Source organism: Streptomyces mashuensis, from assembly GCF_014654785.1.
Taxonomy (GTDB): domain Bacteria; phylum Actinomycetota; class Actinomycetes; order Streptomycetales; family Streptomycetaceae; genus Streptomyces; species Streptomyces mashuensis.
The window spans coordinates 80,761-103,619 of record NZ_BNBD01000019.1; the positions used below are offsets into that span (position 1 = coordinate 80,761).

The 22,859-nt window shown below is 74.8% G+C and carries 16 protein-coding genes; 5 read left to right on the forward strand and 11 right to left on the reverse strand.

Annotated elements, in window-relative coordinates; genetic code table 11:
- The first annotated feature begins 125 nt into the window (after nucleotides 1-125).
- Genes IE305_RS29490 through IE305_RS29510 form a run of 5 tightly spaced genes read left to right on the forward strand, consistent with a single transcriptional unit; the run spans nucleotide 126 to nucleotide 4,287 of the window.
- Complete coding sequence (locus IE305_RS29490; protein WP_190132871.1) at nucleotides 126-1,583, forward strand: phage tail sheath family protein; 1,458 nt, start codon at nucleotides 126-128, stop codon at nucleotides 1,581-1,583.
- Between the two features lie 17 nt (nucleotides 1,584-1,600).
- Entirely contained in the window at nucleotides 1,601-2,041 is a 441-nt protein-coding gene (locus IE305_RS29495; RefSeq protein WP_190132872.1) for a phage tail protein, read from the forward strand.
- 28 nt (nucleotides 2,042-2,069) lie between these two features.
- Entirely contained in the window at nucleotides 2,070-3,401 is a 1,332-nt protein-coding gene (locus tag IE305_RS29500; protein ID WP_190132873.1) for a phage tail sheath family protein, read from the forward strand.
- Between the two features lie 10 nt (nucleotides 3,402-3,411).
- Nucleotides 3,412-3,849: a contractile injection system spike tip protein gene (locus IE305_RS29505; protein WP_190132874.1), complete on the forward strand. Its 438-nt coding sequence runs from the start codon at nucleotides 3,412-3,414 to the stop codon at nucleotides 3,847-3,849.
- Nucleotides 3,850-3,897: 48 nt separating this feature from the next.
- Nucleotides 3,898-4,287, forward strand: coding sequence for a VOC family protein (locus IE305_RS29510; protein ID WP_190132893.1), 390 nt, complete (start codon nucleotides 3,898-3,900; stop codon nucleotides 4,285-4,287).
- 15 nt (nucleotides 4,288-4,302) lie between these two features.
- Here the strand turns inward: IE305_RS29510 and IE305_RS29515 are convergent, their stop codons facing one another.
- From IE305_RS29515 to IE305_RS29565, 11 genes are all read right to left on the reverse strand, one after another.
- A complete protein-coding gene (locus IE305_RS29515; protein WP_190132875.1) occupies nucleotides 4,303-6,564 on the reverse strand; it encodes a hypothetical protein in 2,262 nt (753 codons plus the stop codon).
- Nucleotides 6,565-6,647: 83 nt separating this feature from the next.
- Complete coding sequence (locus IE305_RS29520; protein ID WP_229891679.1) at nucleotides 6,648-8,798, reverse strand: ATP-binding protein; 2,151 nt, start codon at nucleotides 8,796-8,798, stop codon at nucleotides 6,648-6,650.
- Nucleotides 8,795-9,406, reverse strand: a complete 612-nt coding sequence (locus IE305_RS29525; RefSeq protein WP_190132876.1) for a Pvc16 family protein — start codon at nucleotides 9,404-9,406, stop codon at nucleotides 8,795-8,797. The genes IE305_RS29520 and IE305_RS29525 overlap by 4 nt, the downstream gene beginning before the upstream one ends.
- Before the next feature lie 52 nt (nucleotides 9,407-9,458).
- Nucleotides 9,459-12,449, reverse strand: a complete 2,991-nt coding sequence (locus tag IE305_RS29530; protein ID WP_190132877.1) for a beta-propeller fold lactonase family protein — start codon at nucleotides 12,447-12,449, stop codon at nucleotides 9,459-9,461.
- The gene (locus tag IE305_RS29535; protein WP_190132878.1) at nucleotides 12,446-15,706 is read right to left on the reverse strand and encodes a baseplate J/gp47 family protein; all 3,261 of its coding nucleotides are present in this window, start codon (nucleotides 15,704-15,706) and stop codon (nucleotides 12,446-12,448) included. The genes IE305_RS29530 and IE305_RS29535 overlap by 4 nt, the downstream gene beginning before the upstream one ends.
- 31 nt (nucleotides 15,707-15,737) lie before the next feature.
- A complete protein-coding gene (locus tag IE305_RS29540; protein WP_190132879.1) occupies nucleotides 15,738-16,316 on the reverse strand; it encodes a phage tail protein in 579 nt (192 codons plus the stop codon).
- 30 nt (nucleotides 16,317-16,346) lie between these two features.
- Nucleotides 16,347-18,476, reverse strand: coding sequence for a baseplate J/gp47 family protein (locus IE305_RS29545; RefSeq protein ID WP_190132880.1), 2,130 nt, complete (start codon nucleotides 18,474-18,476; stop codon nucleotides 16,347-16,349).
- 3 nt (nucleotides 18,477-18,479) lie between these two features.
- Nucleotides 18,480-18,881 (reverse strand): GPW/gp25 family protein, encoded by a 402-nt coding sequence (locus IE305_RS29550; protein WP_190132881.1) that lies wholly within the window; start codon nucleotides 18,879-18,881, stop codon nucleotides 18,480-18,482.
- A 17-nt stretch (nucleotides 18,882-18,898) separates the two neighbouring features.
- A complete protein-coding gene (locus IE305_RS29555) occupies nucleotides 18,899-20,665 on the reverse strand; it encodes a VgrG-related protein (RefSeq protein WP_190132882.1) in 1,767 nt (588 codons plus the stop codon).
- Entirely contained in the window at nucleotides 20,662-21,387 is a 726-nt protein-coding gene (locus tag IE305_RS29560; RefSeq protein WP_190132883.1) for a CIS tube protein, read from the reverse strand. Before IE305_RS29560 ends, IE305_RS29555 begins: the two co-directional genes overlap by 4 nt.
- 12 nt (nucleotides 21,388-21,399) lie before the next feature.
- Nucleotides 21,400-21,831 (reverse strand): phage tail protein, encoded by a 432-nt coding sequence (locus tag IE305_RS29565; RefSeq protein WP_190132884.1) that lies wholly within the window; start codon nucleotides 21,829-21,831, stop codon nucleotides 21,400-21,402.
- Between the last annotated feature and the right edge of the window lie 1,028 nt (nucleotides 21,832-22,859).

Consider the following 22,859-nt stretch of genomic DNA (forward strand, 5'->3'; position numbering starts at 1 on the left):
ATCGTGGTGATTCGCTGCCGGTACGCATTCCCGATGAGAGGGGCATACGGGACATGGTCGCTGGCCCATTGGCACCCGGGGTGTACGTCAAGGAACGACCGAGCGGAGTCCGGACGATCACCGGGGTGGGCACGTCCACACCGGCCTTCCTCGGCTACACCGTGGGTGGCCCCGCCGCCTCCACGCCGCCGACACCGATCAGCAGCTGGTCCGAGTTCGTGGACACGTTCCACTTCCGTTCCCCCTTGGGGGCCGAGCAGCTGGCGCACGAGTTGGAGGGGCTGCCCGCGGCCGTCGAGGCCGCGACCGCGGAGCTCGAGCGCCTCGAGGCCGACTTGAAGACGAAGGCCACCACCGGCGAATCGCCGGTCCTCACCGTGCCGGAGTTCGACAAGCTCGCCGAGGTCCAGGCCGCCGACTGGGCCGGCGAGACCGTGAGCGCGGAGGACAGGAAGGCGGCCGAGGAGGCGGCGGACAAGGTCTCCGCGGCACTTCCCGACCCCTACCACCAGTGGATCGCGGCAGGCGAGAAGGTGGTGGCCCTCAACCGCCGCCGGGACGAGCTGCTCTTCCTGGCGGCGTTCTTCGAGGAGTCGGAGAAGTGCCACCTGCCCGAGGCCGTGTACGGCTTCTTCGCCAACGGCGGCAGCTCCTGCTACGTGCTCCGGCTCGACCCCACCAAGCCGCTCGCGAGCGAGGTCGAGGGGAACCCCGACCAGCGCACCGGCCTGGCCGGCCTGAAGACCGTCCCCGACGTCACCATGGTCGCCGTCCCGGACCTGTGGAGCAGGGAGACGCCGACACAGCAGGGCGCCGAAATCCTCGGCAAGGTGGTCGGCCACTGCGTCACGATGCGCAACCGGCTCGCCCTCTGCGAACCGCCCGCCGGCACCGCCGCGGTCGACGTCCGGTCCTTCCTGTCGAAGCTGGCGAGTCCCGACACGGACGACGCGGCATTCACAGCGCTCTACTACCCGTGGGTCGACGTCCCCGGGGTGGACGGCGTGCCGCGGACGGTACCGCCCTCGGGGCACCTGGCGGGGGTGTGGGCCCGTACGGACGCCGAGCGCGGTGTGTTCAAGGCGCCCGCCAACCAGAACCTGCGCGGCGTGCTGTCCCTCCCCGTACGGCTCACCGACCAGCGCCACGGTGAGCTCAACGACCAGGGCGTCAACTGCCTGCGCCTCTTTCCCGACCGCGGCTTGCTGGTGTGGGGTGCGCGGACCCGGTCCAGCAGCCGGGACTGGCGGTACCTCAACGTCCGGCGTCTCGTGTCGTTCCTCGCCGACTCGATCCGCCAGTCGTCCTCGTGGGCGGTGTTCGAGCCGAACGACGACCGGCTGTGGGCGATGCTGCGGCATTCGGTGGTGAGCTTCCTGACCGACCAGTGGCGGCAGGGCGCGCTGCTGGGCCGTACGCCGGACGAGGCGTTCCACGTGATCTGCGACCGCACCAACAACACCCCGGACACGATCGACGCCGGCCAGGTGATCTGCGACATCGGCGTCGCCCCCGTCCGGCCCGCCGAGTTCGTGCAGTTCACCATCACCCAGATCGCCGGGCAGCCCGGCGCCACCACCTGATCGGGAGGGACCCGTACGTGTTGACCGGTGACACCTTCAGCAGCAGCACCTTCGCCATCGAACTCGGCAAGTTCCAGGTCGAGACCGTCCAGGACGTCTCCGGGCTGACCCTGGAGCAGGACGTCGTCGAGACCCGGCAGGTGTCCGCGACCGGTGAGCTGATCGTGCGCAAACAGCCGGGCGCGCGCCGGACGGGCGAGATCACCGTCACCCGCGGCATGGACAAGAGCACGGCGTTCACCGACTGGATCAAGGCCACCCTGGTCGACGCCGACCTCGACAGCGCCCGGCAGAACATCACCATCGCCCTGAAGGACGCGCAGAAGCAGACGGTCCGCCGCATCCACCTCAGCAACGCCTGGGCCTCCCGCTGGGAGGGACCCCAGCTGGGGGCGGCCAACTCCGGGACCGCCACGGAACAAGTGACGATCACCTACGAGGACATCACCGTCGAATAGCACCGGCCGGCCGAGAGGAGCACAGCGCATGGCCACGAGGCCCCCGGGCGTCTACATCACCGAGAAGTCCAGCGGCGTCCGCATGATCACGGGGGTGGGCACGTCGACCCCCGCCTTCCTCGGGTACACCGAGGTGCCGGACGGCGAACCCGCCGAAGGGGCGCCCCGGCCCTTCGACGAGAGCGAACGCGTCGTTCCCCAGCCGGTCCGCGGCTGGCAGGAGTTCGCCGACCGCTACAGCATCACCCCCCTGCGCGACGAACTGGCCGCCCTGCTGAAGAAGCAGAAGGCCGGCGAGACCCCGACCCCCGACGAGCTCAAACGCATCCAGGTGCTCCAGCGCTGCTTCACGCTGGCCGAGGCGGTGTACGGGTTCTTCGCCAACGGCGGCACGTCCTGCTACGTCGTCGGCTTCCTGGGCCCCGACCGGGCCGTGACGGACCTCGCCGGCGACGCCGACGCGCGCACGGGGCTGGGCGGGCTGGAGACCGTCCCCGAGGTGACCATGGTCGCCGTCCCCAGCCTCTGGGACATGACCGTCGCCGCCACGCAGAGCGCGACCCCTCCCCAGCCGGCCCTGCCGGCCGGTGCCGCACTCATCGGCCAGGTGCTCGCCCACTGCACCAAGCAGCGCAACCGGCTCGCGGTCGTCGACGCGCCGCCCGGCCTGCTCGCCGACCCGCTGAAGGAGTTCGTGGGCACGCTCGCCTCACCCGACACGGACGACGCGGCGTTCACGGCGCTGTACTACCCCTGGGTCATGGTCCCGGGCATCGACGGGGTGCCGCGGACGGTGCCGCCGTCCGGACACCTGGCGGGGGTGTGGGCCCGTACGGACGCCGAGCGCGGCGTGTTCAAGGCGCCCGCCAACCAGAACCTGCGCGGCGTCCTCGACCTCCCCGTCCTGCTCACCGACGACCAGAACGGCACCCTCAACGACAAGGGCGTCAACTGCCTGCGCGTCTTCCCCGGCCGTGGCCTGCTGGTGTGGGGCGCGCGGACGCGATCCAGCAGCCGGGACTGGCGGTACCTCAACGTCCGGCGCCTGGTGTCGTTCCTGTCCGACTCCATTCAGAGGTCCACCACCTGGGCGGTGTTCGAGCCGAACGACGACCGGCTGTGGGGGACACTGCGGCATTCGGTGGTGAGCTTCCTGACCGACCAGTGGCGGCAGGGCGCGCTGCTGGGCCGTACGCCGGACGAGGCGTTCTACGTGATCTGCGACCGCACCAACAACACCCCGGACACGATCGACGCAGGTCAGGTGATCTGCGACATCGGCGTCGCCCCCGTCCGGCCTGCCGAGTTCGTGCAGTTCACCATCACCCAGCTCGCCGGGCAGCCCGGCGGGAAGAGCTGAGGGCGCGGTCGTGCAGAAGATCGTGGTGAGGGAGGGCGACACCGTCGCCCTCCTGCCGGCCCTGACTCCACTCGCGACGCTCGTCCCGCCGCCCCCCGTACCCGTCCCCAAGGGCTCGGCGGGCTTCCGTGTCGAAGGGCACGCCGCCTGCGTGCCGGACGACATCGAGTCGATGGTGATCAACAACGTTCCTTACACCACACAGGCCTTCCCCAATGCGGGCTCCGGGCGCGTCCAGCTGACGGTTCCGGCGCAGAACCGTGCCACGTACGCCCGGACGAGCCACGGCACCGTGGAAGTCGTCGTGAACGGCGGCCCCCTCGACCTGGTCTTCACCGTGGAGGCCGTGGCGAGCAACCCTTCCGGCGGTGCGGACGTCATCGGCACCCAGTACCGCGGCAAGGCGACACTCACCTGCCCCCGCACCCGCCCGGTGACGGCCGGATAGCCGGGCATACGGGAGAAAACCTGCCCGCCGTGGCAGCATGGCACCGTGATCAGCATCCATGTGACCAGCGTCTTCGTCGACGACCAGGACAAGGCCCTGGCCTTCTACACCGACAAGCTCGGCTTCGAGAAGAAGACCGAGATCGACATGGGGCCGGCGCGCTGGCTCACCGTCGTCTCCCCGGCCGCCCGCGACGGTGTCGAGCTGCTGCTGGAACCGGACATGCACCCGGTGGCCAAGCGGTACAAGGAAGGACTGGTCGCGGACGGCATCCCGGCCACCTCCTTCGCGGTGGACGACATCCACGCCGAGCACGAGCGCCTGACCGGCCTCGGCGTCACGTTCACCCAGCCGCCGACGGACATGGGCTCCTTCACGACGGCGATCCTCGACGACACCTGCGGCAACCTGATCCAGCTGACGCAGCTCCCGCAGTGAGGCCGGCGCCCGGGCTCAGCCCGGGAGCTCCGTCGCCCACACGAAGTCGTAACGCCATTCCTGCCCGCCGACCCGTACCCTCTCGTCGCGGTTGCGCAGCTCCACCTCGAAGGCCGCTCCGGGCAGGAGCAGCACCTCCTTCTCCTCGGGCCTCCGGGAGAACCAGGCGATGTCCCGCCCGCTGTGGCCGGTCAGCTCCAGCCGGTAGAGCACCCGGCGGCCGCCCGGCTGGGGGTGCTGCATCGGCAGGAACTTCTCGGCCTCCTTGCGCTCCCGGGTCGTGCTCGTGAAGCCGCTGAACGTCGTGCGCTTACGGGGCACCAGCTCCCACCCGGCGCGGAACACCGTGCCCCGCACCGGCGGGAGCCTGTCGAGGGACTCGGTGAGCATGTCGGCGTGCGTCTTGGCCTCGGCCCGCAGCGTGTCCGCCAGCTCGTGCATCCGGCCGCGGACGGCCTCCAGGTGCCTCGCGCGTTCCGCGTCGTCCAGGCCCGGGGCGCGGTAGGCGTCGATGAGCCGTTGCAGTTCCGCATCGCGCCAGGCGGCGTACGGGGTCTCGACCTGCTGCCCCTGCGCGAACAAGTCGATCATCTGGTCGATCAGCCGGTGCACACCCACGCCGGCCAGGGGGCCGCGGGCGGCCAGGACACGGTTGACGAGCTGGTGGTTCTCCCCCGTGTACTCCGCCAGCGCCAGCAGATGGGGCAGGCGCAGCTCGGCGCCCAGCCGGGCGCGCTCCGCGTCGGCGTCCGGGCCGGTGAGCCCCTGGTCGCCCAGCCAGTCGGTGAGGCCGGCGTCCGGCCGCCGCCCGAGCAGCGCCCGCCGGGCGCGGCGCGCCGTGCGTACCGTGCGGTCGTCCACCGTGACCAGGCCGCCGTGCTCGGGCTCGGCCAGGGCCCGGTCCGCGTACAGCGCGGCGTACGGAAGCTCCGGCAGCACCGCACCCGGCAGGGTGTCCTTCACGAACGCGTCGAAGTCCCGGTACATGCGGGGTACGTCCCGGGAGGTGGCGGTGAGGTCCGACAGGCCGGTCAGCCCCGCCGCCTTCGCGCCCCGCAGGATCTCGTACAGCGAATGGTCGCGCGCGGTGAGCATCCACGAGGCGACGGCGAGGAGGAACTCCCGCTCCGACAGCCGCGCCCCGTCCCCGCCGCCGGGTACGGTCCGCAGCCAGCGGAAGGCGCTCAGCATGCGCGTGGTCGTCCCCGAGATGCCCGCGACCAAGGGGGCGCCCCGCCCGTGGTGCTTGCGGTACCAGCTGCCGGTGGGGCTCATGGTGAAGAGGGCCTGGCCGGGGACCCAGGGCAGGGGGAACTCCGGTCCCTGCTCGCCGGGCCGGGTCGTCGCGGCCCACACGGCCTCGGGCGTCACCTCGTGCCGGGCGGGGACGAGGCGGCCTTCCTCCTCGGCGAGGCCCTCGACGTGCAGCGGGGTCGTGCTGCGGCGGGCGTGGGCGGCCTCGGCGTCGCTCAGGGGCACGCCCAGGTCGCGGTAGTCGCGCACCGTGCGCTTGCCCGGCCCGGTCTCGTGCCCGGGGCGTTCGGCCCGGTGCTGCTGGCTGCGGCCCATCGACAGGGTCGTGCCGACGCCGTGTTGCAGGGTCAGGTTGCCGAGGGCGAAGACGTCGGCGGCGAACAGCCGCCGCACGTCGTGCGGCAGGTGGCCGAGGCCGCGGGCCGGGCCGGTGAGATGGGCGCGCTGCGCCTTCAACGCTTCGACGTCGAGCCCGAGTTCGCGGGCGAGCCCCGAATCGCCGTCGAGGACGACGCGGTGCAGCAGCGTCTTCAGCGACACCTCGCGCTCGTCGGGGTGCGGCTCGGGCTGGGGCCCGTACTTGTAGTACGCGGCGTTGTAGAAGGCGGTGACCAGCTCCCGGACGGTGGCGGGCGAGCCCGGCGCGGTCCACTGCAGCAGCCGTTCCCCGGGATCGCCCTCCGTGCCCACCTGCCCGGCGCTCCCCGGGTCGTCCTTGACGAACGCCCCCGCCGCCGCCTGCGGGCCGAAGCCCCGGCTCAGCACCTCGTACAGCCGCAGCACCGCCGCCCGGGCGGCCCGCCCCACCTCGGGGGCGGCGGCCAGCGCCGCGCCGAGCCGCTGCTCGTACAGCTCCGCCGCCTGGTGCCAGCCCGGCGAGGCGAGGAGGCGGCGGTGGCCGAACGGCGGCCCGCCGGCGCGCTGCCCTCCGGGGCGGGCCAGGGCCCGGGCGGTCGCGGCGTTGCCGATCTCCTGCTGGAGGCCCCTCAACCGCTCGGTCAGCGCTGCCTCGTGGCCTGCCACGGGCTGCGGCGGTGCAGGAGCCGGGACTGGCGCCGGAGCCTGCTGGTGCGGGGCGGGCGCCGCTCCCGGCGCGGGTCCGGGGCTCATGACGTCCTCTCCGGGGGGAACCGGGACTCGTCCACGTAGCGACCGAGCTTGGCGTACTCCTGGCGGACGGCGGCCAGCAGGTCGGCCATCGCGACCGGCCGGCCCTCGTCGGCCGCGCGGTACGCGGCGGTGACGACGGAGCAGCGGATCGCGCCACCGGACAGGTCGAAGGCGCCGGCGAGGGCCGCCAGGGCCTCCGCGCCGACGTCGTCGGCGCGGGGCACGGCCGGGCCCAGGCAGCGGTCCCACAGGGCGCGGCGCCGGGCTTCGTCGGGCGCGGGGAAGGGGACGACGAGGTCGAGGCGGCGCAGGAACGCCGGGTCGACGTTGGCGTGCATGTTGGTGGTGAGCAGCGCCAGGCCGTCGAACGACTCCAGGCGTTGCAGCAGGTAGGAGGTGCCGGTGTTGGCGTACCGGTCGTGGGCGTCCTGGGTGGCGGTGCGCCGGCCGAAGACGGCGTCGGCCTCGTCGAAGAGGAGTACCGCGTCGGCCGCTTCGGCCTCCGCGAAGATCTGCTCCAGGTGCTTCTCGGTCTCGCCGATGTACTTGTCGACGACGGTGGCGAGATCGACCGTGTAGAGGTCGAGGCCCAGATCGCCGGCCACGACCTCGGCGGCCAGGGTCTTGCCCGTCCCGGAGCCGCCGCTGAACAGGGCGGAGACGCCGCGGCCGCGGCCGCCGCCCGGCCGGAGCCGCCACTCGCCCAGGACGAGGTCGCGGTGGCGGACGCGCCGGGCGAGGTCCCGCAGCTGCTCGTGCGTCCGTTCGGGCAGCACCAGGTCGGGCCAGCCGACGGCGGGCCGTATCCGGCGGGCGAGGCGGTCGAGCGCGCCGGTGCTCCAGGGGCGGGTGGCGCTGCGCACGGCGGCCGCGTCGACGGGGACGCCCTGCGCGGCGGCCTGCCGGCAGGCCGCCGCGGCCATGGCCCGGATCCGGCGGGGTCCGGCCCGGTGCCGGGCACCGGCGGTCACGGCCGCCTCGTCCGGTTCCTGCGTATGGGTGCGGAGTTCGTGGCGCCACACCGCGGCGCGTTCGGCACCCGTCAGGGGCGGGCACTCGGCCGCCACCGGCGGGACGGGCGTCCAGCGGGCGTCCCACGGCCGGCTCCCCGTGAACACCACCGGCACCGGCGGGTCGGCGAGCGGGGCGAGCAGCGCACGGAGGGGCGGGCCGCCGGGCGGGCCGACGGGCACCCCGACGGGCCCGGCGATCAGGCCGCAGCCGCGCAGCCGCGCCTCCAGCAGTGCCGCCCGGACGGAGGCGCCGGGATCCGTCTCCCGGTCGAGGGCCGTCAGGTCGAGGACGAGCGCGGAGAGCCCCTGCCGTGCCAGCGCCGCCTCGGCGACCGTCGTGGCCGTGCCGTCGCGGTCGTGGCTCTCCCGCAGGTGGACGGGCCAGGGGTGGGCGAGCAGCCGGGCCACGTGCCGTACGACGCCGGCCAACGGCCCCTCGACCGGGCAGGGGGCCGCAGCGGGGCCGAAGGAGACGGGCAGGCCGGCCGGCAGGGAGTCGTCGCCCAGCAGGTGTGCGGTGACCCGGTCGGGGACGCGCAGCCCTCGCGTCGGGTACGGGCGACCGGAGTCGAACACGTCCAGCAGACCGCCGGCGCGCAGGGGCGCGCCGGCGGCGAACAGCCGGCGGGCCGTCGCGGAAGCCGGGGGAACGCCGCACAGGGTCAGGGCCAGGCCCACGGTGGCGTGCCGGCAGGTGACGTCGTCGTTGAGGTAGCCGTAGCACCGCTCGAACCGGGTGTCCACGTCCGGGGCGAGCGCGACCAGCAGGACGTCGAGCGCGAGGTCGTCCAGGCCGAAGTCCCCGGCGAGCCGGCGCACCGGCGGTGCGGCCCCCGCCGCCGTGGCGGCGTCCTCCCGGTCGCGGACCGCGGCGGCCAGGGCGGCTCCTGCGGAGGCCGGCGTTAGTGGGCCGGCCGGGACGTCCAGCAGGTGCGGGGCCATCTCGTCGGACACGTACAGGCCCCGGAACGGGTCGAAGGGGGTCTCCGGCAGGTCCGGGCCGGGGTCTTCTCCCGTGCGCAGCGCGATGGCCTGCCGCACCCGCTCCTCGACGACGGCCAGGCGGGCCAGGAGCCAGTCGGCGGGCCCGGGCACGGGCGCCGTCCGGGTGCGTCCCCCGGCGGGTGCGGTCACCGCGCCTCCCCCTGCTTCAGCTCCTCCCTGACGACCGGCGGCTCCTCCACCCACTTCGTGTACTCCTCCGGCACGAATGTCAGCAGGGGAAGCGTGACGACCACGTTGAGGGTGGGGACGAGGGTGTGCCCGACCGCGCTCCACAGCTCGGTCAGGGCACGGTCCTCGGTCGGCGGCCGCCCCACGTCCAGCAGCGCCGACAACTCCATGTCGGCCAGCTCCGGGGGCAGTTCCACGGGGAACTCCCGGCTGCGGGCGAAGCCCACCAGCAGGTCGCCCAGCATGCGGTGGGCGATGAGCGCGTCCGGGGCCCAGGCCACGACCAGGTACGACAGCTGTGCGTACCGCGGCGGGTCGAACTGCGCCCGCTTCCGGAGCGGCAGCGAGCGGCGTTCGACGGGCGGGTACTGGTACACGGTGCCGGTCTGCCGCCGGTCCATGTCCTCGCGGATGTCGTACAGGTAGAGGCCGACGGCCTCCGAGCCGGCGGTCTCGCCGTGCCCGGCCTCGCGGCCCGGCGGCTGGAACGTGACGGGGAACCCTTCGGGCAGCCACGTCAGGCCCTCCCGTACGCGTGACTCCAGTGTGCTGTCGACCAGTTGGATCATCGTGGCCCCTGTCCGGTGCGGAGGAGGAACGGGCGGGCGGCCCGGGCGCGGGTCAGGAGGTGACGGGGACGGCGACCGCCTGCCGTACGTCGAGGGCCGTCGCGGTCCGGCCGGCGGGGGCGAGCGTCGTCGTGTCGACCACGGACAGCACGGCCCCGGTCCCGTCGGTGACGTACACCAGGTGCTTGTCCTGCTCGCCGGTACGCGGGTCGGGCACGCTCCCGGTGAGCCCCCGTCCCGCCGGAACGGTGAAGCGGGGGATGCCGTTCGCGGTGTCGACCATCAGCAGGGTGCCGCTTCCCTCGCAGGTGACGAACAGCCAGGTTCCGTCGGGCGACACCGACACCGACTCGGGCTTGACGATCAGCGGGTGCTGCCATGTGGTGACCAGCTCCGGCGGGCCGAGTGCGGAGCCGCCGGGCGACACCGCGTCCTGCACGGAGGACCGGCCGAGGACGGTGATGCTGTCGTCCCCGTGGCAGGCCACATAGATCCGTGCACCGCCCGGGCCGCTCGCCACCCCCATGGGGTCCTGGCCCACGCCGACCGAGGTCACGTGCTGGTCGGCCAGGCGTATGCAGCGGAGGGAGGCCGCGGCGCGGTCGGTGGCGCAGGCGTACGCGCCGTCGTCGGTGACGGCGACGTCCCACGGCCGGGACTGTCCCACGGTGCCCACCGGGACGGGGATCACCTTGGAGGTGAGGACGGTGACGTTCTTGCTGTCGAGGTTGGCGATGCAGCAGGTGCCGTCCGCCGTGACGGTGACCGAGTACGGGACGTCGCTCGCGGTGAGGGGCACCGACTCGGCCTTGTCCACCTTCAATCGTGTGGCGTCGAGGGTGAGCACGGCGAGGCATGTCCCCGGTGCCGACCGGTCTTTCTTCTCGCCCTGGTTGACGACATACACGGTCCGGTCGTCGCGGCAGGCGAGTCCGCTGGGATGGTCGAGGTGGGCGTCGGCGGCCTCGACGGGGGTCATGGTCCTCTGCCCCTCGCCCGTGAGGTCGACGCCGTACAGCTTGCCGACGGCGGCGTAGAGGTACGTGCCGTCGGGGGAGAGCGCGAGCCCGGGAGGGACCGCGACGCCGTCCGTGACCGCGATGGTGCTCCGGTGCACGGCCGGCTTGGTGGAGATGTCGAACACCTCCACCGTGGCCTTGTTCTGCGCCGCGCTGGAGACGTAGAGGGTGTTGCCGTCGGGCGACAGGGCGAGTCCGTACGGCCGCAGCATCGCGGGGGACTTGGTCACCGTCATGTGGTGGGTCCAGTCGTCGTCCGTCGTGTCGCGTCGCAGGACCGAGACGGTGTTGTTCTGGTAGTTGGCGACGCACAGCCGGAGCCCGTCGGACGTCACGGCCATCTCGTGCGGGCCCGACAGGTGACCGTCGTCGGCGGTGACGGTCCTCTTCCGCTCCCACTGCGACGGGCCGGTGCGGTGCAGTTCGGTGATCTGCCCGCCCTCGTCGCCCGGGCTCGTCCTGGCGAAGTCGGCCACGTAGAGGGTGGTGCCGTCCTTCGCCATCGTGATGCCGGTCGGCTCCTCGCAGTCCACCACCTCCGCGGCGATCGTGTACCGGCCGCCCCGGGGGTCGACGAGGGAGAGCGTCGCCGTGCCGGAGTCGGCGGTCACCGCGTACCGGCCGTCGGGCGTGATGGCGACGCCGTGCGGCTCGGCGCCGGGGGCCAGGGCGACGGGCGTCACCTTCACCTGGCTGTCGGCGGTGAGGTCGCCGCCCCCGTTGTCGGTGAGGACGAGCAGGGACGCCGAGCCGGGGCTGGTCGCGCAGGCGAAGCTGCGGTCGGGCGCGACGGCCACGTCCCACGGCTTGTGCGGCGCGCCCAGCGTGACGGCGGTGCCGGGCTGTAGCATGCCGAGGTTGAGCACCGCGACCTTGTCGGAGGCCGAGTCGGCGGCGTAGGCCCAGGTACCGTCCGGTGCCGCCGCCGCGTTGACGGGCACCGATCCGGTGCCCGTCGTCACCTCGCCGCTTTTCCGCGGGGCGGTGCGTACGGTGACGATCTCCCCGGTGGCCTGGTCGGTGATGTAGGCGAAGCGGCCGTCGGGCCCGGGGACCACGCCGGCCGGTACGGCACCGACGGGTGTGTCCCTGGTGACCGGTGGGAGGGTGTCCGTGTCGATGGCGGTGAGGGTGCCCGAGGTCTGGCCCACGACCAGGATGCGGCTCCCGTCCGGGGTGAAGGCCACGGTCACCGGGTGCGGGCCGACCGGTACGGCGACGGAGGTGCCGACGTGCCCGGTGTCCGGGTGCACGGTGGCGACGGAGACCGACGCGGAGCCGTAACCGGCGACGCAGAGCCGGTTGCCGTCGGGGCTCAGGGCGAGGGCCCGCGGCTCGGCACCCACGGGAACGGGCGTGCCCACCACGGCCCCGCCCGCCCCCAGGTCCAGCACGGTGACCAGGCCGCCGGCCCCGCCGGCCCCCCGGCTCGCGACGTACGCGAACCGTCCTCCCGGCGCCACCACGACCGCCCGCGTGACCCCGGGGACGGGTACGGGCGCGGCGGCGGACGGAGATCCGGGCGTGCCCACGTCGACGACGGTCACCGTGTCGTCCGTGTCGTCGACGACGCACACGTACCGCGCCTGTCCGCCCGGGGCGGCGGCCAGCGCGCTGGGGCCGGAGCCCACGCTGAGCGGCGGGGCGGGCGCCTCCGCCTCCTTGTCGAACACCATCACCAGGCCGCCCGCCCGGTCGGCCACGCACACCTGGCCGGCGACCAGCCCGGCGACCACGGCGCACGGGTTCTGCCCGGCGGGCACGGACCGCAGCACCGGAAAGCCGTCGGCGCCGAGGTCCACCACGGACAGCGTTCCCGCGTCGTGGTCGGCGGTGTACGCGCGCGTGCCGTCCGTACTGGCGGCCACGGCCCGCGGGTTGGCACCCACCGGCACGGTCCGCACCGCCGGGCGCTCCGGGTCGCCGGCGTCCGCCACGACGAGGAGGTCCGCGCCCCAGGCGGGGGCCACCAGCCGGGGACCGCCGGCCGCCAGGCCGCCGCGGTCGTCCTGTGTGCTGCTCATGAGGGCACCTCCGCGACGGTCACGCGGTGTTCGACGGAGTAGACGGTCTCGTCCGGGGCGCAGTCGATGCGGTCGGCGGGGGCCGACACGATGCCGCTCTCCGGGTCGACCGGTATCAGTTCGACCGTGGCGACGCGGCCCACGCCCGGCACGCCCTCCAGGACGCGGAAGGCCTCGCCCACGTACACGGGGCGCCCCAGCGGCCAGCCGGTGCCGTCGGGGCCGCCGCCGACGGGGCTGAACCACCGGTACAGTGCGCGTTCCGCGGCGGCGCGCAGCTCCGCGCGCTCCTCCGCGGTGCGGTAGTCGGCGGGCACGATACGGGCGTCGAAGCGGACGCCCCGGTACCCGGGCTTGACCAGCCACACCGGGACGCCTTCCGGCTGGCAGGCCCGCAGGGCGCGGCGCAGCGTGTCGCACGCGTCGCGGCTGGGCGTCAGCATGTGGAAGGGGAACCAGCCGCGTTCGTCCGTCGTGACGAAGGGCACGATCCTCAGCGTGACGCCGGCCCGGGTGCTGCCGCCGCTGGTGTCGGTGTAGCCGTTCTTCCCGCCCTGCGACGCGGTGGTGTTGCGCACACCGACGATGCCGGCGCCCGGCGGCCTCACCGCGCAGATGCCGCCCGGCGGGATGTCGTTGGCGTCGGCGCCGAGCGTGGTCCGGTACGGGCCGGCCACGGTGACGGGTGTCCCCTCGGGCAGCGGCACGGCCCCGTACTGTCCGGGGCCCGCGGGCCCGTCCGTCATGTGGGGGCCGAAGTACACCTGGCCCGTGCTGGCGTTGACGACCACGTCCTCGTCGGCCTCGCGGGAGTTCTCGAAGGACACGACGGTCCGCCACTCCGTGGTGCCGACCTTCACCTTCGGGAGCGGCTCGCACACGGGCGAGTACAGCAGGGGGAAGAACTGGCCCGGCTTGCCGTCGGACCGGAACGGCCCCCGGTCGGTGGTCCGTTGCTCGAACTGCGCGGCGGGCACCTCCTCCGTCGCCCCGGAGTCGGCGTACACCGTGTACGTCGTGGTGGGCGTGCCGGCGGGGTCGAGGATCTGCACGGCGATCCAGCACGCGGCCTCCTCCGTCGGGAAGTCGGACCCCAGCCGGGCAACCGCGTCCTGCGCCCTCGTGGCGAACTCCCCGCGGGCGACGGCGGCCTGCCACGGGATCGCGTCGCCCAGGAGGACGGGGTGGCCGGAGACCGGCCGGCCGCCGGCCACGGTGACCGGCTGCGCCGGTGCCGCGGCGTACGCGAGCGGGGCTTCGGTGTCCCACCACGGGACCTCCTTGCGGGGAGCGAACACCGACACCGCGATCCGGGCCTCCGCCGGCCGGTCGCCGTCCGCCGTCACCCACAGCGTCAGGTTGGCCGGGTCGTGCCCCGCCCCGATCTCCACCAGGCCGAGGACGAGCCGCCCGCCGTCCTTGAACGGCCCGGTGATCCCGCCGTCCGGCCGGTAGGGGCCGGCCTCGAACATCCCGGTGGCCGTCGTGACGCCGCCGACGAGGGTGAGCCGTGCTGCCGGGGCTGCTTCCGGGGGGCGACGTGCGGCGTCCTCCGTCGTCGTGAAGACCTTCGTCCCGTCGGCCGTGGTGACCTCGGTGCCTGCCGGTGCCTTCGGCGTGCCGGGCGCCAGGGTCAGGACGACGGTGGTCCGCGCCGGCTCCCACTTCACGTAGTTGCGGGCCGGGTCGAGGGCGTCGTGCGGCGCGGCACGGACGTGGTGGATGCGGGCCATGCCCGCCGACGCGGCCAGCGCCAGCTGCTCGTAGTCGGCGGGGACGACCGCGCGTTCCGGCAGTGGGGAGCCCAGCGGCAGGCGCCGCGCGCAGGCGGCGGCCGTCTCGCCCTCGGTGCCGCCGACGGCCGGCGCGGGGTTGGTCACGGAGGAGACGTACGGCAGGGGGGTACGGAGCACGGTGAGGGTGCGGGCGGGCACGTTGCCGCGGGCACCGCCGCCGGTCAGGTAGCGCCGGACCCGTACGGTCGCCCCCGCCGGCAGGGGCGCCCCGTGCCGGCGCGGCCCCCGGGCCCCGGCCACGACGGGGGCGAAGACGGCTTCTCCGGTGCGCGGTTCCAGGGTGAAGTGCCGGTCGTCGGGGCCGGAGCCGGCGAGCGAGGCGACGTACGTCCACTGCGCCGTGCGGTCGCCGAGCACGGCCTCCACGACGAGCGGGTCGGTGCTGCGGGGCAGCGGCGGATGCGCGAAGCGGAGCCGTTCACCGGGGGTGCCGGTGGCGGTCCCCAGCGTCTCGTTCCGTACGAGCCTGGCCTGGACGACGGGGACGGAGACGGCGAGGGCGGGTTCGAGCACCAGCTGCGTCAGGGGACTCTGCCGGGGAGGGTCGGTGCGGTAGCGGATCAGCCCGACGTCGCGCAGCCGTTGGAGGTAGAAGCCGCCCTGCCCGTCCGGCCGCCGGAGCAGCAGCTGGGCCGGCGCGTGGGACGGGGGAAGGCCGAGCACCACCTTGCCCTGCGCACCGGGTGCGGTGGCCGTGTCGTCGACGACCTGGCAGGGGATCCAGTGCGTGCCCTGCCACGCCTCCCAGTGGCCCGGCGCGGGCCCGCCGCCGGCGTGGCGGGTGCGGCTCAGCCCGACGTCCAGTGTGACCCGCGTGCCCGGCACCGGCACGGAGAGCACGGCCAGGGGGTAGGGGGACTCCGCGGTGCCGTCCCGGCCGGCACCGGATGCGGTGTCGTCGGGGTGCGGGAAGTCGCCGAGGTACGGCAGGTTGAGGTGGAAGGCCGGGCCGGCGAACGCGGCCGTGCCGGGCGTCACGACGGCACCGGAACCGAAGGTGGTCAGCGTGCCCTCCAGGGCGCCGTCGGCCGACCCGGCCGGCGCGAAGTCACCGGCCGCGATGAGGACGCAGGGGTTGAGCACCGCCTCCGTCAGCGTGCTGAAGACGACCGGCTCCTCGTCGCCCACCGGCCGCGTGGCGACCTCCTGGCCGGCGGGCACGACCACCGGCTCGGGCGACGGCGCGGCCAGCTCGAACACGGCCTCGGCCCGCGCGGTCGCGGGCCGGTACGGCCGTACGCCCAGGAGCCGCAGCACCTGGAGCCGGCGCTGGTCGGGCGCCAGATTGAGCCGGTCGCGCAGGGCCACGGCCATGTCGGCGCACGTTTCGATCAGGGCCCGGCCGGGGTCGGTGCGGTCCTGCCCGGTCCAGGTCCGCACGGCCCGGTGCACGGCGGCGACGGCGGTGGCCACCACCTCGTCGCGCGTGCGCCCGTCGTACTCGGGTGTCGGCAGACTCATCCCTGCGGTGACCTCTCGTCTCGGCGTCTGGTCAGGAGCCCCCGGGCCCGGTGACGGCGACCGTGAAGGGGATGTGGGCCGGGCAGTGGGCCCGCACCAGCCGGGCGAGGCTGCTCTCCAGCGCCCGCTGCTCCTGCTCCGGGTCCTCGTCCTCGTCCTGCTCCTGGTCCTGGTTCCGGGCCGGCGTGCCGGTGGTGTTGAGGGTGACGGTGAGCATGCGCCCGGCCGGGGGCGCGGGGTCGCCGTCGCCGAAGACCTTGCCGGGGTCGACGACGACGAGCGCGGGCGGCGCCCAGCCGTGGATCTCCTGGGCCTCCAGCAGCAGCCCGTACCGCGTCCCCCGGTACGCGGCCAGCCGGGGCGCCAGGTCGACGGCCTTGCGCCGCTGGAGCTCCGTCCAGCCCGGCTCGACGCGGGCCCCGGTGATCCGTATCAGCCAGTCCAGGAAGGCCGGCGGCGCGCGCCAGGGGTCGAGCACCGCGTCGAGGCCGTCGATGCGTTCCTCGGCGTGCCCCAGGGCCTCGCCGAGCGCGGTCGCGAACGCCTGCGCCACCACGTCGTGGCCGTAGACGGCGGGCAGGGACAGCGGTCGGGCGGGGGGTGGCGGCATGCGGGGTCCTCTCTTCTCGGCGAACCGGTCTCAGCCCTCGGTCGTGTCGGGCTCGATGTCCACGGTGTCCAGGAGGACCAGGCCGCCGTCCGACACCTCGACGGACGGCACGGTCCCTCCGCCGATGCCGGCCGTGAGGGCGACGGAGGTCGCCCCACGGATCTCCGGCACCCCCTCCAGCACCGTGAAGACGTCACCGGCGTGGACCCGCCGCCCCCACGGCCACCCCCGCCCGTCCGGGCCGCCGGCCGTGGGGTGGAAGAAGCGGCGCAGCGCCTTCTCGGCCTCCTCCAGGGCCCGGCCGACGTCGGCCGCCGTGCTGCTCCAGGGCCGTACCGTCGCGGCGATGCCGAAGGAGTGGTAGCGGGGAGCGCCGACGCGCAGCCGTTCGCCCAGAAGCCGGGACGCCTCGACGACGTTCTTCACCTCGGCCAGGGTGCCGGGCGGGACGTCGAACGCTCCGGCGGCCGGGCGGACGCCGGGGTCCCCGTGGACTTGGGGCACCAGGAGCACGTGGAGCGGGTCGTCCTCCCTGCGCCACAGGGCGGGTTCGGTGCGCGTCCCCTTCAGGAAGAAGAAGACGCCACCGATGGTCACCACGGCGTCCGGCGACACCTGGCACTGCGGGGACAGGCCGGGAAACGCCTCGGAGACGAGGGAGGTCACGCCCCGGCTGCCCGGCCGCGGCAGAAAGGCCCTGTCGGTGCAGGTGTAGGCGCGGTGGTGGAAGGTCTCGCCCTTGAAGAAGAACAGCTCGTACGCGTCGTCCGCCCGGGGGTCGGGCAGCAGGGTGACGGCGTCGACGTCCGAGGTGAAGGCGGCGGGCAGGCCGGGGAATGCGGTGGCGACCGGCTGTGCCTCGCCGCCGTCCCAGAGGCACTGGCCGAGGTAGAACCACAGCCGGGGCGCGTCCTCGGCCGTGCGTACGACGGCGTCGAGGCGCCCGGCCTCGCGCACGGGAACCGGCACGTCGTCGTCACCGGTGACCGCCGGGTCCTGTACGGGCGGGGGCAGGGGCAGGGACAGCGGGGTGATCGTGCCGTCGTCGTCGTAGTAGTGCACGGCCCGTTCCGGCCGGTGGGCGGCGACGAGCGAGGCGAGCACGGCGGCCGGCCGGGGCGGTGCCGGCAGGGCGTCGGGCACCCGCGAGTCGGTGGGGCGGGTGAGCGCCGTGACCCGGACCCGGGCCAGCCCCGCCACGTGCTCCTCGACGAGCTGCTCGTGGTCCGCGGCGGTGACGGCGCGGCGCAGCGGCGCGAGGCCCAGTCCGGCGCGTTCCAGGGCCTGCTGCCAGTCCTCGGCGTCCCCGGGGGCGGTGACCACGTCCTGCACGGCGGCGGTCAGCCCCGTCTCGCCGGCCACGGTCAGGGGTGTCCCGGCCGGGACGCTGCCCTTCCGTCCCCGGTGGCAGTGGTACTCGGCGCTGACGCGGGCCCCCGCCGGCGGCTTTTTTCCGTGTTGCCGGGGCCCGTCCTCCGTGGGCACGAGCGGCCCGAAGACGACCTCGCACGCGGCGTCGTCCCACCAGTGGACCGTGCTCTCCGGTCCCGCCTCGGCGAACGTGCGCACCGCCGTCCACGGGGTGCCGTCGACCCGTACGACGAGCGGCGGCCCGAACGGGGGGTCCGGCACGGGGGTGCCGGGCCCCCAGGGCCGGTGGCGGGTGGGGAAGCGGCCTCCGGGGCCGCCGTCGGCGACCCCCAGCAGCTCGGTGACGGCGACGGGCTCCTCCACGGCCTCCACCTGCCCGGTGACCTGCCCGGCCTCCAGGACGAGCGCCGCCGTCGTCCGCAGGACGACCGGTTCCTCGCCGCCGGTCCGGACCTCGGTGCCGGCCGGGATCTCCGGCCGTACGGTGGCCTCGCCGGTCCGGGTGAACAGGACCGTGACCCGGCCCGGCGACGCGGGCAGCGGGGTGATGCCCATGAGGCGCAGGACCGCGGACCGTTGCCGGCCGGTCATACGGTCGACGCGGTAGATCAGCTGGTCGGTGCGCTCGGCGCAGGCCTCGACGAGGGCGATGCCCGGGTCGGAGACGTTGTGGTCGGTCCACTCCGGCGCGCGCTGCGGCAGGGCGCGCTTGGCGGCGTCCACCAGCGGCTGGAACCGCAGGTCGTCCAGGTCGGGAACGGGCACGTCGGGTGTCGGCAGGTCGGTCACAGCTCACTCACCGGGGGAGTCTCCGGGCAGGGTGTAGAAGGGGAAGACGAGGTTGCGGGGCTCGTTGGTGGCGCGCAGCCGGTAGCGGACGTCGACGTACAGCACGCCGCTGTCATCCGTGTCGGTGCTGAACAGCAGGTCGTCCACCTCGATCCGGGGTTCCCAGCGGTCCAGGGCCCGGCGCACCTCCGCGTCGGCGCGGGCCACGGTCGTGGCGTCGAGCGCGTCGAAGACCAGGCTGTGGATGCCGCAGCCGAACTCCGGCCGCATGGGCCGCTCGCCGGGCGCGGTGGACAGGACGAGGCGGATGGCCTGCTCCACGTCCTCGCTGCCGCGCGCCAGGCCGATCCGCCCGGTGCCGGTGACCACGGCGGGGAACGCCCACCCCGCGCCGATGATGTCCAAGGGGACCGCCTTTCCGGTCAGTTGATGTCCACGGTGTTGCCGGTGACGGTGGTGCGCTGCCCGCCGAGCGTGAGGTCGCCGTCGCTCGTCACGGTCACGGTGCCACCGGTGATCTCGACGGTTCCCGCCGTGAGGACCAGGCGTCCCGACGGGCCCGCGTCGACGGTGAGGGTGCCGTTGCCGCGGGCGTCGAGAGAGATCCGCAGCGTCGCCCCGCCCCCGCCGTCTCCTGCCGTGAGGGCGATGGTGCTGTCCTTCCGGTCCAGGTGGGCGTCGAGCTTCCCGTCGCCGGTCCGCAGCCGTACGCCCTGCGGGCCGTCGGTGGCGCTGAGCAGTTCCAACCGGTCGCCCGCGCGCGATGCGAGGGAGCGCCGGTTCGCGCGCCCGGTCCCCGCGTCGACCAGCGGCAGCTTGTGGTCGGTGGGGCCGTCGACGCCGTTGTAGAGCCCGCCGATGACGTACGGCCGGTCCAGCCGCCCGTGCTCGAACCCCACGAGGACCTCGTCCCCCGCCTCCGGCGCGAACACCCCGCCACCGCCGGCCCCGCCCCACTGCACGGTGCGGACCCAGTCGGTCACGTACTCCTGCGACAGCCACGGCAGGCGCAGCCGCACCGCACCCCGCTGCCCCTGCCCGGGCTCCTTGATGTCCGTGACGATCCCCACCGCCACGCCCAGCGCGCACAGCGGCGGCGGGTACGGCACGACGGGCGGCGGCAGCGGGCCGACCCCGACCAGCGTCCGGTACCCCTGGTCCCCGTCGAAGGAGTGCCGGCACGACGTCACCGTGTACTGGCCGGCGAACGGCTCGCCCACCCCGGTGAGGGCCACCGGCACCCCCGCCGCGAGCTCGGGTGTGCCCACCACCTCGGCCGACACCTGCGCCATGGCCGCGGCCGCCTCCTGCGCCAGCGCGCGGGCCGCCGCGTCCACCCGCGGGGCCGTGGCATGGCCCCGGCCGCCGACCAGCAATTCCGGTTCCGGGCCTGGGAACGCCGTGCCGAGCCGTCCCGGTGTGACACCGAGGCGCAGCCGGTCGCTGTCCCCGGCCCCGGCCCGCGTCGACAGCGCCGCCTTGCCCTGCGGGTCCCAGCCGCGTACCTCCACGCCCGCCACCTGGCCCTCGGACGACACGGCGGCCCGCAACGCCAGCAGGTTCTCCCCGTACTCCAGGACGAACGGGCTGCGGTCCGCCCCCGTGCCGGGCGCGGGCGCCCCGCTCGCCGCCGCCGGCCGGCGCATGTGGACGGTGCCGCCCTCGACCGACAGGCGCAGCCCCCGCTCGTCGGCGAGATGGTTCAGCAACTCCCAGTCGGTGAGGTTGGGCTGTGCCAGGTGCGGGATGCGGGTGCGCTCGGCGTCGATCCGGCCGGCCTTCAACCCGTGCCGGGCGGCGAGCCGTTCGGCGACCTCGGCCACCGTCGTCTCGACGTGCGCGGCCACGCGCCGCCCCCGCATCAGCCGGTGCCCCCGGTCCATGGCCCGTACGGTGGTGAAGGTCCCGTCGGCGTCGGCCTCCGTCTCCAGGGCCGTGACCTCGCCGTCGAACACGCCGGTCCTCGACCGGCGCAGTGCGGTGGCCACCGCCACCGTCAACGGCACCCCCACCGCGATGCCGGCCGAGGTCAGCAGCCGGTGCTCCGGGTCGCGGAACCGCAGCGTCGCCCGGGCGGGCACGCCCAACGCCGTGTCCACGTACGCCTCCACGAGCCGGCCCGCCCACTCCTCGCGCAAGGGCGAGCCGAAGGCGACGACCGGTTCCGCCGCGTACAGCCGCTCCGTCACCCGGCACCGCCTTCCGTGGCGCGTTCCTGGAGCACCGGCAGGACGAGCACGGTGCCGGCCGGCACCCGGGCCGGGTCGTCCACGTCGTTCGCGCGGGCGATCTCCCGCCACCGCGCCGGGTCCCCGTACGCGTGCCAGGCCAGCCCGGCCAGGCTGTCGCCCGCCACCACGAGATGCGTGTCCACCGGCCCGTCGGCACCCGACGTCGGGTTCTGCCGGGGCACCGAACCGCCCACCTCCTCCAAGGAGACGGTGCAGACGGCGCGCAGCGGCGTCCCGTCGAGCCCGAACCGGGTGTACACCGCGTCGACCTGCGTCACCAGCGCGAGGAACCCGGTCGTCCGCGCGTGCCCCCACTCCAGCCGCACCCACGGGGCCGACGCGGGCTTCGCCGCGGTGCTCCGCGCAGTCGGGGCACAGCAGTCGAGCAGCTTCTCCACCCGGTCCTGCACGCTCTGCCGGGAGCCGGTGGCGTCGAGGAACACCTCCAGCGTCATCGTCCGCGGCTGCGCGCCCACGAACTGCGCCCGCGCCGCCTCGCCGCTGGACGGCGCCCGGCTGCGGTCCCAGCGGGCCTGCTTGCCGACCTGCACCCGGTCCGGGTTGAACTGGAACCGGACCCGGTCCCGCTCCGGCCCGGGGCTGCTGCCCGTGCCGGCCGGAGGGTCGTGGATCACGAGGGCGGCACGCACCGGTGCGCCACCCAGAAGCTCGGACAGCATGCGGTCCTCTCGTCAGACGGTGATGCCCAGGAACCCGTTGTGGGTGATCTCCAACGTCTCGCGGGCGGGCTGGGACTGGTCGACGTCGAACGCGGGCCCCGTCCAGCGCACCGGCAGCACCCCGTCGAGCAGCCACCGCACGATCGGCCGCCGGTCCGGGCCCAGCGCGACGAGCTGACCCGGGAGCCGCACCGGCTCGATCACCTGCTGCTGGAGCCAGGCCCAGATCAGCACGGTCTCCTGCGACAAGGGCCTGCTCAGCACGACGTTGGTGTAGCGCAGCCGCGTCGGCAGCTGCCACACGTGCCCGTTCGTCCCGCCCTCCACCCGCTCCTCCACGTCCATGGCACAGCCCAGCCCCTCGCACGACGTGAAGGAGCCGAGGGCATGACTGCCGATGGACAGCTGGAAGTGGGAACTGACGGCGAACGGCTGGTCCGGCATGGGCGGCTACTCCGGTGTCATCGCGGTACGGGACTTCCCCAGGCGTCGTCACCCGGCGGCGGTCCGGACCACGGCGGCCAGGACTCGTGCGCCGCGCTCCGGCGCCGCCGTGTCAGCCCCAGGACGGGGGCGACGGCCTCGGCGAGGAGCCCGGCGTGCTGCCGGGCGATTTCGCGGGCCACGGCAGTGGGATCGGGGACGGGGGCGGGCGCGGGAGGGACGGCCGGCGTGGGCGGCGCGGCCGGTGGCCGGTGCCGCGGGGGCGGGCCCGGGGCAGGGGCGGGCCGGGGGTTGCCGGTGCCCGTGTCCGGCCGCCGGACCGCGAAGGGCATGGCGGTGTCGGGCACGTGGGGGACGGGCTGCCCGATACGGAGACGCCGCGGCGCGTTCGGCGGCTGACGGTGCGGCCCGGGGTGGCTGCCGTACGGCTCACGGCCCGGGGCGTCCGCCGGGCCGGGCGGAGGGCGCCGACGGGCCGGGCCGAGCGGGGGCATGATGCCGGAGGCCCGCTCTGTCACGGGGGCGTCCGCAGGGCCTCGGGTACGTCGGCGGCGCCGGCTGTCGCCGGGCGCCGAGTCCGTCGCGAGCCCGCCCTCTTCGCCGGCATGCGGCTGGGGGACGGCGGACCGGTGGTGCGCGGCGTGTGCGGGGCCGGGCGGGGGACCGCCGGTACGGACTGGAAGGCCCGCGTTCGGCTCCGGGCGGCGCGGGGAGCCGGGGTACGTGTCGCGCGCGAAGTCCGCCGGAAGGCCGGCCACATGCGCCGGCGGCCCCTCGTACGGCGCGGGCCGGCCGGGGGCGCCGTGCACCGGGGGGTGTGGGGTGTCCGTCGCCTTCCGGTCGCTGACCGGTGAGCCGGGGCCCGTCGGTGTGTTGGCGTTGCGCCGGGTTGGGCTGTGCACTGTGGGCCCGTTGTAGGGCGCGGGTCGGCCGGGGGTGCTGTGCATCGGGGGCTGCTGGGTGTCCGTCGCCTCTCGGTCGCCGCCTAGCAGACCGGGGCCCGTCGGCGTGTTGGCGTTGCGCCGGGC